Consider the following 14,766-nt stretch of genomic DNA (forward strand, 5'->3'; position numbering starts at 1 on the left):
CGCGGAAAGTGATACAATTTTCCCATGGAAGATGCTCAGTTTCGCGCTTGTGCAGGTGACATTCAGGGCTTTGGACGGACACCGTTCGAGGCCCTGGAGGCACTCCTGAGTCGGTTGCCGCAGGAGCTACCCTCGCCGATTACAATCTGGCCCTTCAACCGCGGTGACAACTTCTTCAGTGCCGAGCAACAGGCTCGCCTACAAGAGCTGAAAGCGCGCCAAATGAGCCTGACCAGTGACGAGCAGAGTGAGCTGGAGACCTTGGTCGCTCGCTCGTTTGAAGCGACAATTACACGGGCACAGTCCCTCCAGCATGTCAAGGCATGAATGCGTTCTATCCTCGTGTGGCTGAGCGAGCCGGTCATCGGTGTGAGTACTGCCGCGCCCCTGAGAGAGTCTTCAACTTTGCTTTTCAGGTGGAGCATATCTACCCCGTTCACCTGGGCGGTTTGGATGTGCTCACTAACCTCGCGCTGTCGTGTGAGTCGTGCAACCTCTACAAAGGCGGTGCGATCACAGGCTGGGATGAGCTCAGCCAGCAAGAGGTTTCCTTATTTCACCCACGCCTGCAGGTATGGGAAGAGCATTTTGAGTGGGACACAACTCTAGGACATCTGGAAGGCAAGACTGCAACAGGGAGAGCTACCGTCCATCGGCTTCGCTTGAATTCGGATTTTCAGTGTCGCGCACGTCGGATATGGGCACCCATGGGACTTTTTCCGTGAACTCACCCGGATAAAATTGCGTTTATATAAACAGCTATGCTCTCTAAACGACTGCTTCTCGGAACCAGCCTGACCTTGGCGCTCACGGGCCTGGGGGTGGCACAGACCAAGCAAAAAGCTAAACCTAAGTCCTCGGCGATGGCGGCAAAACCGACGGGCGCGCAGCTTTTTGCGGCCCAGTGTGCGCCGTGTCACGGGGCGAAGGGGGAGGGGGGCGCGGGCTACCCCAAGGCGCTTGCCGGGACCCAGACCACGCAGGAGCTGGCGAGCTTTGTGAGTAAGACCATGCCGCCGGGGGCAAAGCATATCGCGGTAGCCGATGCGAGCCTTGTGGCGGCGTTTATGCAGGATGCGTTCTACTCCCCGATTGCCCAGGAGCGCAATCGCCCCGCACGCGTGAGCCTCTCGCGCTTGACGGCGCGGCAGTTCAAGAGCGCGGTGGCAGACCTTGTGGGGAGCTTTCGGGGCAGTGCGACTGTCGGGGCGGAGCGGGGACTGAAGGCGCAGTACTTCAAGGCCAAGCGCTTCGACCAGAAAGAGCGGGTCCTGGAGCGCACCGACCCGCAGGTGGCCTTTGACTTTGGGATAGTTGGCCCGGTCCCCGATCAGTTTGAGCCGCACCAGTTCTCGATACGCTGGGAAGGGAGCCTGGTCGCGCCCGATACCGGGGAGTACGAGCTGGTGGTGAGGAGCGACCACGCCGTGCAGCTCTGGATCAACGATAACAAGAAATCCCTGATCGATGCCTGGATCAAGTCCGGCAAAGACACGGAGTTTCGCGCCCCGATCTACCTCCTGGGCGGGCGGGCGTATCCTATCCGGCTGGAGTTCTCAAAATCGACGGTCGGGGTGGACGATACGGAGAAGAAGAAGGGCAAGCCCGCGCCGCCTGCCTTTGTGACCCTGGCCTGGAAGCGTCCGCACCTCACCGATGAGCCCATCCCGAGCCGCTGCCTGGTGCCGCGCTCGGTGCCGGAGACGTTTTTGGTGAACACGCCGTTCCCGCCCGAGGACCGGAGCATGGGCTACGAGCGCAGTAGCATGGTCTCGAAGGCCTGGGACGAAGCGGTGACCAGCGCGGCTTTGGAGACCGCGCAGTTCGTGGCGAGCCGCAAGTGGGGGATGGACGACAAGGTCTTCGCCCGGACTTTTGTGGAGCGTGCCTTCCGCCGCAAGCTCACCGAGCCCGAGGTGGAGCGCTACGTGACGCGGCATTTTTCGCAAGCACCCGACACCGAGACCGCGCTCAAGCGTGTGGTCTTACTAGCGCTCAAGTCCCCGTTTTTCCTCTACCGCGAGAACAACACGGCATCGAAGCTCGCGCTAACCCTCTGGGACTCGCTGCCCGATGAGGCGCTGCTCAAGACCGAGCTAGCGACTCCCGAGGCGGTTCGGGCGCAGGCGGAGAAGATGCTGGCCGACCCGCGCGCCTGGAGCAAGGTGCGCGAGTTCCTGCTGACGTGGCTCAAAGTGGACCAGTACCCCGACCTCGCCAAGGACAAGAAGCGCTTCCCAGAGTTCGATGACGCCGCGGCGTCGGACCTGCGGACATCGCTGGAGCTCTTCCTCGAAAATACCGCCTGGGGCGAGAATTCCGACTTCCGTGAGCTGCTCCTGAGCGACAAGGTCTACCTCAACGGGCGGCTGGCCAAGGTCTACGGCGCGTCGTTGCCGTCGGACGCGCCGTTTCAGGCGGTGAGCCTGGACGGCAGCAATCGTGCGGGGGTCTTGACCCAGCCGTATATGCTGGCGAGCCTGGCCTACTTTGCCACCAGCGACCCCATCCACCGGGGCGTGCTCATCACCCGCAACTTCTTAGGCCGCGTCCTCGCCCCGCCGCCTATCGCGGTGACTCCCACGCCCCCGGACCTGCAACCCAAGCTGACCACTCGCCAGCGGGTCGCGCTCCAGACCAAGCCTGCCGCCTGCAATACGTGCCATAGCATGATCAACCCGCTGGGCTACCCGCTGGAGCGCTTCGATGCCATTGGGAAGCTGCGCGACAAGGAAAACGACCAGCCCATCGACGCCACGGGGAGCTACCAGACCCGCAAGGGGACCCTCGCCAAGTTCAACGGCCCCCGCGAGCTCGCCCAGTTCCTCGCCGACAGCGACGAAGTCCACGCCACGTTCGTCGAGCGGCTCTTTCAATTTGTCACCAAGCAGCCCATCCGCGCCTACGGCCCCAAGACATCGCTGGAGCTTCAGAAGCGCTTTGTGGAGAGCGGGTTCAATATCAAAAAACTCCTCGTCGAGATCGCCGTGGTGGCGTCGTCCCCCGCACCGACGGGGAACTCGGGTTCGGGCGGCGGATAAATACGGGCGCATAAATGGGCCCGCTGTTGCGGCAAGACCCATAAATGGGCCTGAAGAGGAGATTTGATGAATCCTGAGGATGTATTGAAGGAGTTTATTATTGCGATGAACGCTTGGGAGACATCAACGTGGCAAGCATACCAAGAAGCAAAAGATAATGGAGATCAGATTGCCTATGCAATATTTGAAGATTCTAAAGAGCCTCTCAAGACTATATTTGAAAAATATTGCACGCGGCGAGATAGACCTTATGGGCGATATTCTGAAAACTCATTGCCTAGTTTCTCACACCCTTCGGATTATGATCCTGAGAATGAGCACATTGTAGAAGTGATTTATGCATCTCCTCGAAGAGTTATTATCTCAACTCATAAACCCAATAAAGCGTTACCGTCAGCCCGCACCGTCACCGAATATGTTCTTCTTAAGAAGGCAGGCGAATGGCGAGTAGACAACAAAAAAATCTTATACGATGATGGCACCAAACTCCCCTACTTTCTTTAGGTATTTGAGGCCCATTCATGGGTCTTGCCGCAACAGCGGGCCCATTTATGCGCCCGTATTTATCCGCCGCCCGTTCTCGTCCGCACGAACGCGAAACGCCGCCCGTCCGAAACACACCGCCCGTGAAATGCGGCAATAGGAACAAGGTACAATAAAACACCATGCAAAACACACGACGAGACTTTCTGCGCGAGCTAGGGCTCAGTGCCGCCGCGCTTCCATTTCTGGCCAACCTGCCGTCGCTGGCGCACGCGCAGACCGTGGGCAAGCGCAAGCAGCGCCTGGTCGTGCTGTTCTCGCCCGATGGCATTGTTCCCAGCACGTTCTGGCCCGATGAGGTGGGGGAGAGCTTCACCCTCAAAGAGAGCCTGACGCCGCTGGAGCCATTTAAGAAGCAGACCCTGATCCTCAACGGGGTCTGCGATAGAGTGCGCGGCGATGGCGACAGCCACATGCGTGGGATCGGGTGCTTGCTGACGGGAGTCGAGCTCTTTCCCGGCAATGTCCAGGGCGGCTCGGACACCCCGGCGGGCTGGTCGAGCGGCATCTCCATCGACCAGGAGATCAAGAATTATTTGCAGGCCAGCCCGGCTACCCGGACGCGCTTTGGCTCGCTGGAACTGGGTGTCATGGTGCCCGAGCGCGCCGATACCTGGACCCGCATGAGCTACGCCGGGGCCAACAAGCCGGTCGCGCCCATCGACGACCCCTACCAGCTCTTTGGCAAGCTCTACGGGCGCTTGAAGGACCAGCAGAGCCTCAAGAGCGTCTTGGACGACCTCAAGGCCGACCTCGACACGCTCCGCAAGAGTGTCTCGGCGCAGGACCGGCAGATTCTGGAGGAGCACACGGCGCTGGTGCGCGATCTGGAAAAAGAGCTCCAGGCCGCCAGTGCCGCAAGCGATGTGGGCCACGCCGTGCCACAGCTAGAGCCCGGTGTCCGCCGCGACAACGATGCCATGCCGCAGCTCAGCAAGCTCCAGATCGACCTCTTGGTGCGTAGCTTCTCCGCCGACTTTGCGCGGGTTGCGACCTTTCAGTACACCAACTCGGTGGGGCAGGCGCGCATGCGGTGGCTCGGGATTCAGGAAGGCCAGCACGATCTGTCGCACGAGCCGGATACCAACAAAGACGCGCAAGAGAAACTCACCAAGATCAACAAGTGGTACTGTGAGCAGCTCGCCTACCTTGCCAAGCGCCTCGCCGAGACCCCGGAGCCAGGTGGGACGGGGAGCCTGCTGGACAACACGCTGATTGTCTGGACCAACGAGCTGGGCAAGGGGAACTCGCACACGCTGGACAATATTCCCTTTGTCTGTGTGGGGAACATGCCTGGCCTGACCATGGGCCGCTCGCACAAGTTCATGCGCGTCCCCCACAACCGCCTGCTCCTCTCGCTCGCGCATGGCTTTGGGCACCGCATCACCAAGTTCGGCAACCCGGACTTCTGCGGCGACGGGCCCTTAAATTTGGCCTAGGCTGTTTAGCAGACCAGTGCCTTCTGGCGATAGAGAAGTATCTTCAGACGAAAGGAGGCGCAAACTTTGAACGATTTGTTCACGTCCGCCTCCGGGGTCGGACGCAACTAGCCTGCTTTAGTCGAGTGGGTGGGGTGCAAAAAACTCCGGACAGAGGGGCACGAGAGGCTTTGGTCTCCCGTGCCCCTCGCTATTTGTCGTAGAAAATATTTTTTGAAAATTTTAAGTGTAACCCGAAGTGTAAGGGGAGTGTTATTTCGAGGGTCTATAGTGTCTTCAAGTTCCTTGCAGTTCCCCCCACTTAGGAACGAATATTAAGCTTCCGCAGACCACAGACCTGTTGCGGGGTGGCAATCCAACGTTGTTCACCGCCACCCCAGACCTCTAGCGTGTGTCTTCGGAAGCTTAATGTGCGTTTAAGGGCCTACACCCCGGCGCTGTTGCGGCGTAGCAGGTCCGCTTCGTCGCAGGCGCGCTTGGGCTCGTAGCCGTCGAGCGGGAGCAGGTGCGTGTGAACCGCGTCCAGGAAGTCCACTGGGAAGGGGAAGAACGCGTCTTCGACCTCATCGGGCGGGGTGATCCAGTTGCGCGCACCCACCACGATGGGCGGGGCATCCAGGTACGAGAACGCCGCGCGGCCGATGTGCGAGGCCATGGTGTGCAGGAAGCTTCCCCGCTCGCAGGCATCCGACGCTAGCAAGATGCGCCCCGTCTTCTTCACGGACTCGATCACCGGCTCGTAGTTGAAGGGAACCAGCGAGCGGGCATCGATAATCTCCGTGGAGATATTCCAGTTGTCCTCCAGAATCTTTGCGGCCTCCAGCGCGCGGTAGAGGGTCGCACCGACCGTGAGGATCGTGAGGTCCTTGCCGGCCTTCTTGATCTCGGGCTCGCCAATCGGGACGGTGTAGGGCTCCAGGGGGATTCCGGCGGTGCCATGGAAGCGCTCAGGCATGTTGTAGAGGCGCTGGCTCTCGAAGAAGACCACGGGGTCGGTGCCGGTGAGGGCGGACTGCATCAGGCCCTTAGCATCGTAGGGCGAGGCGGGGAAGACCACCTTTAGGCCTGGAATGTGCGCCACGAGGCTGGTCCAGTCCTGCGAGTGCTGTGCGCCGTACTTGCTGCCCACCGAGACACGCAGCACGACCGGCATCTTCAGCATCCCGCCAGACATCGACTGCCACTTGGCGAGCTGGTTGAAGATCTCATCGCCCGCGCGGCCCATGAAGTCGCAGTACATCAGCTCGACCAGTGCGCGGCCTCCTTCGAGGGCGTAGCCGACCGCGGTGCCGACAATCGCGGCCTCGGAGATGGGGGAGTTGAAGAGCCGGTGGTAGGGAAGCGCCTCGGTCAGGCCACGGTAGACCGCAAACGCCCCGCCCCAGTCGCGGTTCTCCTCGCCGTAGGCCACGAGGGTCGGGTCGGCGTAGAAGCGGTCGATAATCGACTCAAAGAGCGCGTCTTTGAAGCCCACGCAGCGTGCATCGGAGAGCAAGCTGCCATCGTCGGCGATCCCCGTGCGGCTCTTGCTGGCCAGCTGCTTGGTGCGTGGGTTGTCGTCCTTGGCCAGCAGGGTCTCGGGCGTCCGATTGGAGTCTAGGTTCTCGACATGCTCGTTGGAGTACATCGTGCTCTCCAGCAAGTTGCCCACCGCAAAGAGATTGGCACGCGGTGAAAGATCAAGGTCGATCGCTTTCTTGTAGGCGCGGAAGAGGATGCTATCCAGGTGCGCGTACTCGGCCTCAAAGTCTTGCCGGAGCGCGACCCCGGCGTTGATCAGGTCCTCCCGGAAGGTCACCAGCGGATCGACACTCTGCCAGGCCTCGATCTCGGACTTCTCGCGGTAGCTGGATTGGTCCGACGGTGAGTGGCCGCTAAACCGATAGGTGACGGTATCAAGGAGGACGGGGCCCTCGCCGGCCTCCAGCAGGGCTTTCTTGCGCGCGATGGCATCGATCACGGCGAGGGGGTTGTAGCCATCGACCCGCTCGGCGTTCATCTGGTCCGGGTTCAGGCCCGCCCCGAGGCGCGCTAGGACCCCAAAGCCACCAGTCTCGCCCACGGGCTGGCCGCCCATGCCGTAGAAGTTATTGACAAAGTTAAAGATAATCGGCAGGCCACCGCGGACGTGCTCGGGCCAGAGGGTCTTGAACTGGTCCATGGTCGCAAAGCAGAGCGCCTCCCAGACCGGGCCGCAGTTGGCGCTGGCATCCCCGATATTGGCGATCACGATGCCCTTTTTCTGGTTCACCCGCTTGTAGAGCGCCGCCCCCGCCGCGATATCGGCCGAGCCCCCGACAATGGCGTTGTTGGGAAAGACCCCAAAGGGTGTGAAGAAGGCGTGCATCGAGCCGCCCATTCCCTTGTTGAAGCCGGTCTCGCGCCCGAAGATCTCCGCCAGGGTGCCGTAGAGGAGAAAATCAATCGCCAGGTCCTGCACCGTGTTGGCCGCCGCGTCTTTCTCCACCACACGCAGCACCGAGCCATTGTCGTAGCTGCGCATGATCTCCAAGAGGGCATCGTCGTTGAGCTTCTCAATCGCGGAGAGGCTCTTGGCGAGGATCTCCCCGTGGCTGCGGTGCGAGCCGTAGAGGTGGTCGTTGGTATCGAGCAGGTAGGCCTGCCCCACGGCGGTCGCTTCCTGTCCGATGGAGAGGTGCGCGGGGCCACGGTGGTCGTAGGCGACCCCCCCGAACTGGCGCTGGGTCTTCACTTCTTGCAGCAGGCTCTCAAAGACACGGATGATCGCCATATCGCGGTGGATGCGGCGCAGATCGGAGTCGGAGTAGCGGCCACGCTCCTCGGAGAGCGTCTTCTGGTACTGGTTGACGGGAATCGGGTCGAAGGTTACCTGTCCCGGTTTGCGAACGTCTTGCGGGACAATGGAGATAGACTTGGGCATAGCGCCTCTATTGTACCGCTTCGCGCCCTCTCCCCGCGTACCATCTCTCCGCCTTCGCACCGCTCAGGCACCTCTCTTCCCCGGTTTGCTCGTACCTCGCGGGAAGAGAGGCTTTTCGGTAGTCCCTCTTCCCAACGAGGAACGAGTGGCTGGGGGAAGAGGGGGGGGCTGAGTTCCACGAAGCCGGGGAGATGGCCTTACACTGTCAGGAGAGTCTTGGTGGTGCTGGGGCGCTGCGTGGGAATCGTGGGGAGCGAGCGCAGGCGGGGATAGAGGGCTTGCTCGGCGATCTCGGCCTTGGTCTCGATCTTATCGGCGAGCGCATCGGCCTCGTGGCTGGGGAGTCCGGCGGTCTTGAGCATCGTACGGCTGATCTGGAGGTCCTCTAGCACGGGCTTACGGATCTTGGCCAGGTACATCTTGGGGCCGTAGATCCCCGATGCCTCGATCTCCGCGCCGCGCCGCTCCCACTCGGGGATGAGGGCGTGGGCGGGCATGGCGAAGTGGTCAAAGACATACTTCAGGTCCGCGACCGTGCCCTCGGGATCGAGCGCCAGATAGGTCTTGACCCCCTTGCGGAAGAAGTTGTAGTGCGCGCTCTCGTCCGACGAGAGCCAGCGCAGGGCCTTGTCGAGACAGGGGTCGCCCTCGCCGGTCTCGTGGACCAAGCGGCGCAGGTTGATGTAGTTGAGGCCCGTGGCGAGCTCTTGGACCATGGTGTAGCAGATCATCTGGCGCGGCGTCTCAAAGGGGAGCTTCCACTCGGCCCCGAGTAGCGAGCGCTCGAAGTCCTCCATCTCGTCCTCGGTGCGCTTGCCCGACGCGATCAGCCAGCCCTCCAGCGCGAGGGAGTGCTTACTCTCTTCGTAGCCCCAGTTGGCCTGAAAGAGTGCCCGGCCTCGTGAGCGACGGATGAGCGCCATGATCTTGCTGGTGTAGTCCGGCAAGAACGACTCCACGGCGCAGAACGACTCAATAATCGAGACAACCAGCTCCGACGCATTGCCGCGCGCCTCCGCCCACGGGATATCGTCCACGACACTCCAGCGGCGCTTGGCCTCCGCGTTCTGGAAGTAGCGCAGGTAGTGCTCGTAGAACGTGTCCTCGATCTGCGACTGAACACTGGCGGTCTTCAGGGCGACCACGGGCTCATCGGGCCAGTGGGTGCGGCCTTTCTCGCAGTACGCGGCGATCTGCTGCTCTTCGCTCAGGGGGGCGGAATCGTGGGGGGTGGCTTCGCTCATGGTGGTTCTCTGAGCCTATCCTACCCCTGGCCCCATGGCAAGGCATGGGACAAAAGTCCCTAATTTATTCAGAGCCGCTCACCAGCCGTGGAACCCGAAAGGTGCTTGCTGGCCTGATCCTGCTGTACCATACTTTTCTCTGTGTTAAAAATTTTCACAGTGGGGCCAACCTCTTTGATTTGTTCAATAACACTCCCCACTAGGTTAGGCACACCATGACACAAGGGCTGTTGGTTCTTACTTTGGTTGTGTGTTGTGTTCCGGCTATCCTCACCCTAGCCTGGACCGTGCATCGCGCTTTGGGACGCCTTTGTGAGCGACATGCCAAGCGGTTTTGTCAGCGAAGCGGTTTGGAGGTTTCCCGAACCCGATGGCAGCCGCAGCTTGAGCCAACGGGCGTCAAGACAGAGTTTACGCTGGTGCAGCTCGATTGCTTCGATTCACAGAAGCACCGCCGCCTTATTTTGTTGTCCGTCTGGCCTTTTGGAGTCCGTAAGCTACTAAGTGATGAAGAGTATCAGCGTGGCTACGATGAACAATGGCCCGTGCAGGGCGCCTAACTCGCCCTGCATCTGATGCCATCTTGTTCGGTTCTCGCCCGGCTTCGCAAGGCTTTCCGGGTACAAAGGTGGTCAGGGCGAGACATGCGTAAACTCGCCGAGTTGGCGCATGGCTGGGGAGAAGCCCGGGACGATCTGATCTTTGCGGATTCCTGCTGCCACACGTTCGTCGTTTGGGATCAAGGGTGAAGATCAAAGGCAGCCAGAATACGGCGTAGATTGACCGAAGGCGTTCGGTTCATTTGCAGTCGCTGGACTGAAGCACGCCCTGTTGGGGTGATTCCCTCGACGGAGAAACCATCTTGGCTCCAGCGAAAGTGCTCCGCCCAGCTATCCTGTCGCGGATGAAAAAGTGGAACCAATAAACCGGAGTCAGGATCGGGGGCCTGTGTAGCAGCCGCTTTGTGATCGTTGCAGGAAGGACAGGCCCAAGCAAGGTTGAGGAGGTGGTCACTCCCCTGCGCCACCCGTGGAAGGATATGGTCTACCTCAAAAGCTGCGGACGAGTAGTCGGCAGGTAGGCCACAGTACTCACAACGCCCCCTCGCTCTTGCGGCGACTGCGGCGCGCAGGGTCTCATTCACCCCGCAACCTCCAAAGGACGCACCCCGAAGCGCTCCATGCAACTTCGTAGCGTCACCCCCTGGCGTTTCGCAAGCTCCGCGACAGCTTCCATGCGCCGGACGTGGTGGGAGTCGAGATGCTCCAGCAGGCGTAAAAGCTCGTCGCGCTCCGGTTCGGAGAGGGGCGTCTCACGCTGCCGCGCTGCCAGCTCTTGGTAGGCACTTCGTAGATGCTGTGCAGGCTCCTGTCGCGCGATACGCTCCAGCTCCGCGTCACTAGGGGGATTCGGTGCGGTGGCGAAGTGTGCCGCAACCACTCGTTGAAGAACCTCTCCGACAGGTATCCCCGTGCGTGCTGCCTCGGAGAGAAGGAGCTGTTCGGCTTCGGGAGAGACGGTCAGAGTCATGTCGCTATTTTACCGCCTGACACCTTCTCTGGTACCCCACCGGGGCAGGACAGTTTGAATATTTTGCCGCCACGTGGCATAATCCGAAGGGATGAAGATACCTATAGGAAACTCATCAGCTGCCTACGGCATAACACCCCAAAATCGTCATTATGACCGCTGCGGCATAACACTCCCCATGAGGGAGCAAACACCTCTGCGGCAGAAACACTAGTTATGCTTTAGGCACACATGCCGAAACAAGAGATGCTCGAAATACTGAAGCGCGACCGCGAAGTGCGCGATATTCTTTCGTGGCCTTTTGATTTCGACCTATCAGTATCCGCACGAGATGCCGATTGGTTCCAGGTGAAGCCCGAAGCCGACACGAATATCCTCGCCTGCGACGGGACCGGCGGCATCTTCCTTCTTTATAGTCCGGACCAGAGATTGATTCACCTGACGTCAGAAGGCCAGGCCGGCGTGATCGCAAGCGATCTCGAAGAAGGCATCCGACTGATGGTGGCGTATCCGTATTGGCGCGATCTCCTGAAGTTCTCTGGAGGAGGCAAGCTCAAAGAGATGCGAAGGGTCGCTCCGTATCTTGAACGTGAATTGCACGGGGATCAGCCTGACATTGACAAACAGCGGTCAACACTTAAGAAAAGGCTGTCGCTTCTGGAAGCTGTCGACGCGATTGCATCATTGCATGCCGCGGTTTCAACGCTCGGGAAGGGAATTGTTGTCACCGCGCCCGATGGAACCGAATTCGAGAGTCTGTTCAACACGTTCACGGTCGAAAGCAACCCAGCGTGGAAGCAGGCATAACAAACGGATGAAGCTGACCGGGGCCGCCATCTTGGTTTCGCGCGGCATGAAGGTTTTGCACGCGGCCCCGGCAGCTTATCCGTATCGTTAGATATTTATCAGGTTTATAGTACGGCCCCTCGCTCCCAGCTCAATCACAACCGCGCCGCGCTCGGTGGGGAGCTTGGGGGTGGGTTTGTGCTGGCCTTCGATCCGTAGCCGGGCGACGGGGGCGTGCTCGGTCTTGGGGGGGAAGGTGAGGGTGACGGCCTTGGTCTTGGTGTCCAGCGTGACGCGCTCGAACTGACCGGCGTCCAGCACCAGCCAGAGCTTGAGGGGGGCGATAAAGACGCGCTGGCGGAGGCTGTCTTGCGGGGTGACGGTGATGGTGGTCCCACGTTGCGTGAGTGCGCCGCCGAAGGCTTGCCAGCCGAGCTCGGGGTCGTTGACGATATAGCAGCCGGTGTTGAGGGCGTGGCCGAGGAAGCCGGGGCCGTAGTCGCCGGAGTAGTAGTCCCAGCGGAGCGTGTCTGGGTTGGAGTGGAACGCCGCCGATGCGAAGCCCCCTTGGTCGATATTGCTCAGGGGCGCCATCATCCCGCCGTAGCCGATACGGAGCAAGTACGTGTCGTCGGGGTGGGAGCGGAACTCTGCGAGCACGGGGAGCGCGTTCATCCCCGAGCCGTAGTGGTGGAGCTGGCGCTCGATGCGCGGGAGCTTGCCGCCGTAGAGAAAGTCCCAGTAGCGCCGGGCGTTGCTGTTGTAGCCCCAGTGCGGGATCGGCTGCATGTAGCCCAGGATCGAGTTCACCGAGACCGTCGCTTTATCGTCGTAGCCGAAGTGCTTGGTCCAGGCGTAGACCTCCTCCTGCCCGGTCGAGTCCCAGGCCATCTCGGAGCCAAACGGGTAGGCCTCTTGACGCCACTTATCCGCCCGCTTCTTCGTCAGGGCTTCGAGCTCGCTGGCCTGCGCGGTCCAGCCCTCGGCCTGTAGGTCCTTGAGCAGGCGCAGGAAGACCGTCCCTTCCATGAGGCCTAGTTCGGCGTAGCCCACGCGACCGGAGAAGAGGAACTTCGTGGTCTGGAACGCCTGTTCGAGGTACCACTTCCAGTCGTGGCGCTTGGTCATCCCCGGCGTGTTGCGCGCGATCCGGTAGAGACTCCAGTAGGCCGCGACCACGTGCGGGTAGTTGAAGCCCCGCCCCACGTCGTCGCTGGTGCGCTTGTTCCAGCTCGTCCACGAGCCCCAGTTGATGTCCTTGCGGTAGGGAAAGTCCGGGAGCACCTTTGGGTCGTAGAAGAAGGTCGTCTTGCGCACGCCGTACTTATTGGGCCCGCTAGAGAACTGCAGATTGCCCCAGAGCACGCCGTCCACAAAGCGCTCGAACTTTGCGACTTGCGCGGGGTCGGGCTGCAAGAAGAGCTTCATCGCCGCGGTCAGCCACGACGAGCCGCCTTCGTCGCCGAGACCCGCGATCCAGGCGCGGCTGTCCTGCTCGACAATCTGGTTGAGCTCCCTATCGTAGCTCATCACCGACGGGCTCCGTCCAAAGGGGTCGTTGGGCTTCTCGTACCACTGCTTGGTGAAGAGAAACTCGCCTAGGCTCGCGACTGCCTGTGCGGCGGGCTTGGTGAGCCAGTAGTGGACGGTTTGGGTCAGGCCATCGGCGTAGGTCAGGGTCAGGCGTGCGCGGCCCCAGCCCGTGGCCTTCACCGCGTAGGTCGCCCCGCCGGCGGGGGTCTTCCCGGCGGGCGTGAGGGCCAGCGCTCCCGCGGGCTCTACTGTCATGCTCTTGACGGGCTTGCTGTAGTTGAGGATCAGCTTGGCATCGGAGCTTTGGGGGACAATGTAGCCAGGGACCCCCACGGCCACGGGGCGTCCCGCCGCTGCGATTGCCTTCTCCAGCCCCCGGATGCTCTCCGCGAGGACAAAGCGCAGGCCGTAGGTGCGGGACTCGCCGGGCGCGAGGGTGGCCTTGGTGGGGACGTTCCAGGGAGTCGCCTTGCCCCAGTCTTTCTCGGCGTAGGCCGCACTGTGCGCCAGCCAGGCATAGGCACCCTCAAAGGTCTGGCTCGGGCCGATCGGCTCGCGCAGGGGCTGGTAGGCCTCAAACGGGGTCTTGCCATCGGGGATCACGGCGAGCGCGGGGCCCGCGCCGGAGAGCCGCGTGACACGAAGATAACCGGCGTCCTGGCCGATATAGGGATCGAAGAAGACACACTTCTCGTGGGCTTGTGGCAGGTCCCGGTCCGAGATGATGTTGTTGAAGATCACCGGGAAGCCCACCGCGCCCAGCTCAACCGCGCTACTCCCCGTGTTGGTCACGGTGGCGCGCAAGACCAGCTGCCCGCGCTCGGCGAGCCACTGTGTCTTGGTCTCGACGGGCCCACTGGCGCGCACCAGAACATCGCCCAGGTGGTGGAAGCCGTCGCCAAGACGCGTGAGGAGCCGATCGGTGGGAAGGAAATCAAAGCCCGTGGCATCGGCGACCAGGCCGAGCGGCTTGTTCTCGCTCTTCGAGACCGTCAGGGTCAGCCCGCCCGCCGAAACCTTCGTGACACCGCCCTCGCGCAGGCTTGCCAGTGTGAGTGGCGCGACCGCCTTGAAGCGCTCCTGGTCGGCCTTAAACGCTGCCTGCACCTCGGTCTCGGTCAGGGCAGAGTCATGGAGCCGAAGCAGCGCGATCCCCACGGGGCCGGACATCGCGGAGCCGTTGTACTCGTTCTTGAAGGCGGGGGTGCCGTTGGCGGCGTTCTGCACCGCGAGGCGAATGGGGAAGCTCTGGGGGGTCACCAGCCGGATATCCATGCTGGCCTTCTCCGCCCCGTTGTCGTAGAGGCGCGCGGTCTTGCCGTCGTAGGTGTAGACCAGGTGGTGCCACTGTCCCGCGCGCGGCGTTCCGTGCCAGCCCATGTCCGCCGCCCAGTGGGTCGCGCCGCCGTAGGCCCCGTTGTTGCCCCAGTTCAGCGCCAGATTGCTCGCAGTTGGCCCACCGCGTCGGCCCCAAGCTACTAGCGTCTCTTCGTCGCCGCGGACCGATTCCTTAAATGCCCAGACCTCGATGGTTCTGGCGTGTGCGCCGCACAGCGCCGCGGGCGCGGCGTGCTCGTAGGTATCGCCCTTGCCATCGAAGAAGACCGCGTACTGGCCGCCCATCAGCCGGAGGGTGGGGCTACCGACGCGGCGAAAACCGCTCCAGAGCTCTCCCCCCGCATCGGGAGAGCGTGCATCGAGTTCAAAGAGCTTCATGGCTCACAGAATAGCACTTAGAGCCCTATCCG

11 protein-coding genes are annotated in these 14,766 nt (G+C 61.6%); 6 read left to right on the top strand and 5 right to left on the bottom strand.

Annotated elements, in window-relative coordinates; all coding sequences use genetic code 11:
• The first annotated feature begins 24 nt into the window (after positions 1–24).
• The 5 genes from HNQ39_RS24600 to HNQ39_RS24620 all read left to right on the top strand — a co-directional run bounded on the left by HNQ39_RS24600 (position 25) and on the right by HNQ39_RS24620 (position 5,023).
• Positions 25–327, top strand: a complete 303-nt coding sequence (locus HNQ39_RS24600; protein WP_184203147.1) for a hypothetical protein — start codon at positions 25–27, stop codon at positions 325–327.
• Positions 324–725: an HNH endonuclease gene (locus tag HNQ39_RS30710; RefSeq protein WP_184203149.1), complete on the top strand. Its 402-nt coding sequence runs from the start codon at positions 324–326 to the stop codon at positions 723–725. The genes HNQ39_RS24600 and HNQ39_RS30710 overlap by 4 nt, the downstream gene beginning before the upstream one ends.
• A gap of 36 nt (positions 726–761) precedes the next feature.
• Positions 762–3,041: a DUF1592 domain-containing protein gene (locus HNQ39_RS24610; RefSeq protein WP_184203151.1), complete on the top strand. Its 2,280-nt coding sequence runs from the start codon at positions 762–764 to the stop codon at positions 3,039–3,041.
• A gap of 66 nt (positions 3,042–3,107) precedes the next feature.
• Complete coding sequence (locus HNQ39_RS24615) at positions 3,108–3,545, top strand: NTF2 fold immunity protein (RefSeq protein WP_184203153.1); 438 nt, start codon at positions 3,108–3,110, stop codon at positions 3,543–3,545.
• A 161-nt stretch (positions 3,546–3,706) separates the two neighbouring features.
• The gene (locus HNQ39_RS24620) at positions 3,707–5,023 is read left to right on the top strand and encodes a DUF1552 domain-containing protein (RefSeq protein WP_184203155.1); all 1,317 of its coding nucleotides are present in this window, start codon (positions 3,707–3,709) and stop codon (positions 5,021–5,023) included.
• A gap of 424 nt (positions 5,024–5,447) precedes the next feature.
• Here HNQ39_RS24620 and HNQ39_RS24625 read toward each other — a convergent pair whose 3' ends face one another.
• The 4 genes from HNQ39_RS24625 to HNQ39_RS24640 form a co-directional block, all read right to left on the bottom strand.
• Entirely contained in the window at positions 5,448–7,925 is a 2,478-nt protein-coding gene (locus HNQ39_RS24625) for an alpha-ketoacid dehydrogenase subunit alpha/beta (RefSeq protein ID WP_184203157.1), read from the bottom strand.
• Between the two features lie 197 nt (positions 7,926–8,122).
• Complete coding sequence (locus tag HNQ39_RS24630; protein WP_184203159.1) at positions 8,123–9,169, bottom strand: acyl-ACP desaturase; 1,047 nt, start codon at positions 9,167–9,169, stop codon at positions 8,123–8,125.
• 739 nt (positions 9,170–9,908) lie between these two features.
• Complete coding sequence (locus tag HNQ39_RS30715; RefSeq protein WP_184203161.1) at positions 9,909–10,313, bottom strand: HNH endonuclease; 405 nt, start codon at positions 10,311–10,313, stop codon at positions 9,909–9,911.
• Complete coding sequence (locus tag HNQ39_RS24640) at positions 10,310–10,699, bottom strand: hypothetical protein (protein ID WP_184203163.1); 390 nt, start codon at positions 10,697–10,699, stop codon at positions 10,310–10,312. Before HNQ39_RS24640 ends, HNQ39_RS30715 begins: the two co-directional genes overlap by 4 nt.
• A 231-nt stretch (positions 10,700–10,930) precedes the next feature.
• On the opposite strand from HNQ39_RS24640, the gene HNQ39_RS24645 reads away from it, so the two are divergent.
• Positions 10,931–11,506, top strand: coding sequence for a hypothetical protein (locus HNQ39_RS24645; RefSeq protein ID WP_184203165.1), 576 nt, complete (start codon positions 10,931–10,933; stop codon positions 11,504–11,506).
• An 87-nt stretch (positions 11,507–11,593) separates the two neighbouring features.
• Here the strand turns inward: HNQ39_RS24645 and HNQ39_RS24650 are convergent, their stop codons facing one another.
• Positions 11,594–14,734: a DUF5695 domain-containing protein gene (locus tag HNQ39_RS24650; RefSeq protein ID WP_184203167.1), complete on the bottom strand. Its 3,141-nt coding sequence runs from the start codon at positions 14,732–14,734 to the stop codon at positions 11,594–11,596.
• Positions 14,735–14,766: the final 32 nt, after the last annotated feature.

It is taken from the genome of Armatimonas rosea, assembly GCF_014202505.1.
Lineage (GTDB): Bacteria > Armatimonadota > Armatimonadia > Armatimonadales > Armatimonadaceae > Armatimonas > Armatimonas rosea.

Coding starts and splice junctions, on each gene's coding strand:
- HNQ39_RS24610 (WP_184203151.1), top strand. CDS start 762: ATGCTCTCTAAACGACTGCTTCTCGGAACCAGCCTGACCTTGGCGCTC.
- HNQ39_RS24645 (WP_184203165.1), top strand. CDS start 10,931: ATGCCGAAACAAGAGATGCTCGAAATACTGAAGCGCGACCGCGAAGTG.
- HNQ39_RS30710 (WP_184203149.1), top strand. CDS start 324: ATGAATGCGTTCTATCCTCGTGTGGCTGAGCGAGCCGGTCATCGGTGT.
- HNQ39_RS24625 (WP_184203157.1), bottom strand. CDS start 7,925: ATGCCCAAGTCTATCTCCATTGTCCCGCAAGACGTTCGCAAACCGGGA.
- HNQ39_RS24620 (WP_184203155.1), top strand. CDS start 3,707: ATGCAAAACACACGACGAGACTTTCTGCGCGAGCTAGGGCTCAGTGCC.
- HNQ39_RS24615 (WP_184203153.1), top strand. CDS start 3,108: ATGAATCCTGAGGATGTATTGAAGGAGTTTATTATTGCGATGAACGCT.
- HNQ39_RS24630 (WP_184203159.1), bottom strand. CDS start 9,169: ATGAGCGAAGCCACCCCCCACGATTCCGCCCCCCTGAGCGAAGAGCAG.
- HNQ39_RS24600 (WP_184203147.1), top strand. CDS start 25: ATGGAAGATGCTCAGTTTCGCGCTTGTGCAGGTGACATTCAGGGCTTT.
- HNQ39_RS24650 (WP_184203167.1), bottom strand. CDS start 14,734: ATGAAGCTCTTTGAACTCGATGCACGCTCTCCCGATGCGGGGGGAGAG.
- HNQ39_RS24640 (WP_184203163.1), bottom strand. CDS start 10,699: ATGACTCTGACCGTCTCTCCCGAAGCCGAACAGCTCCTTCTCTCCGAG.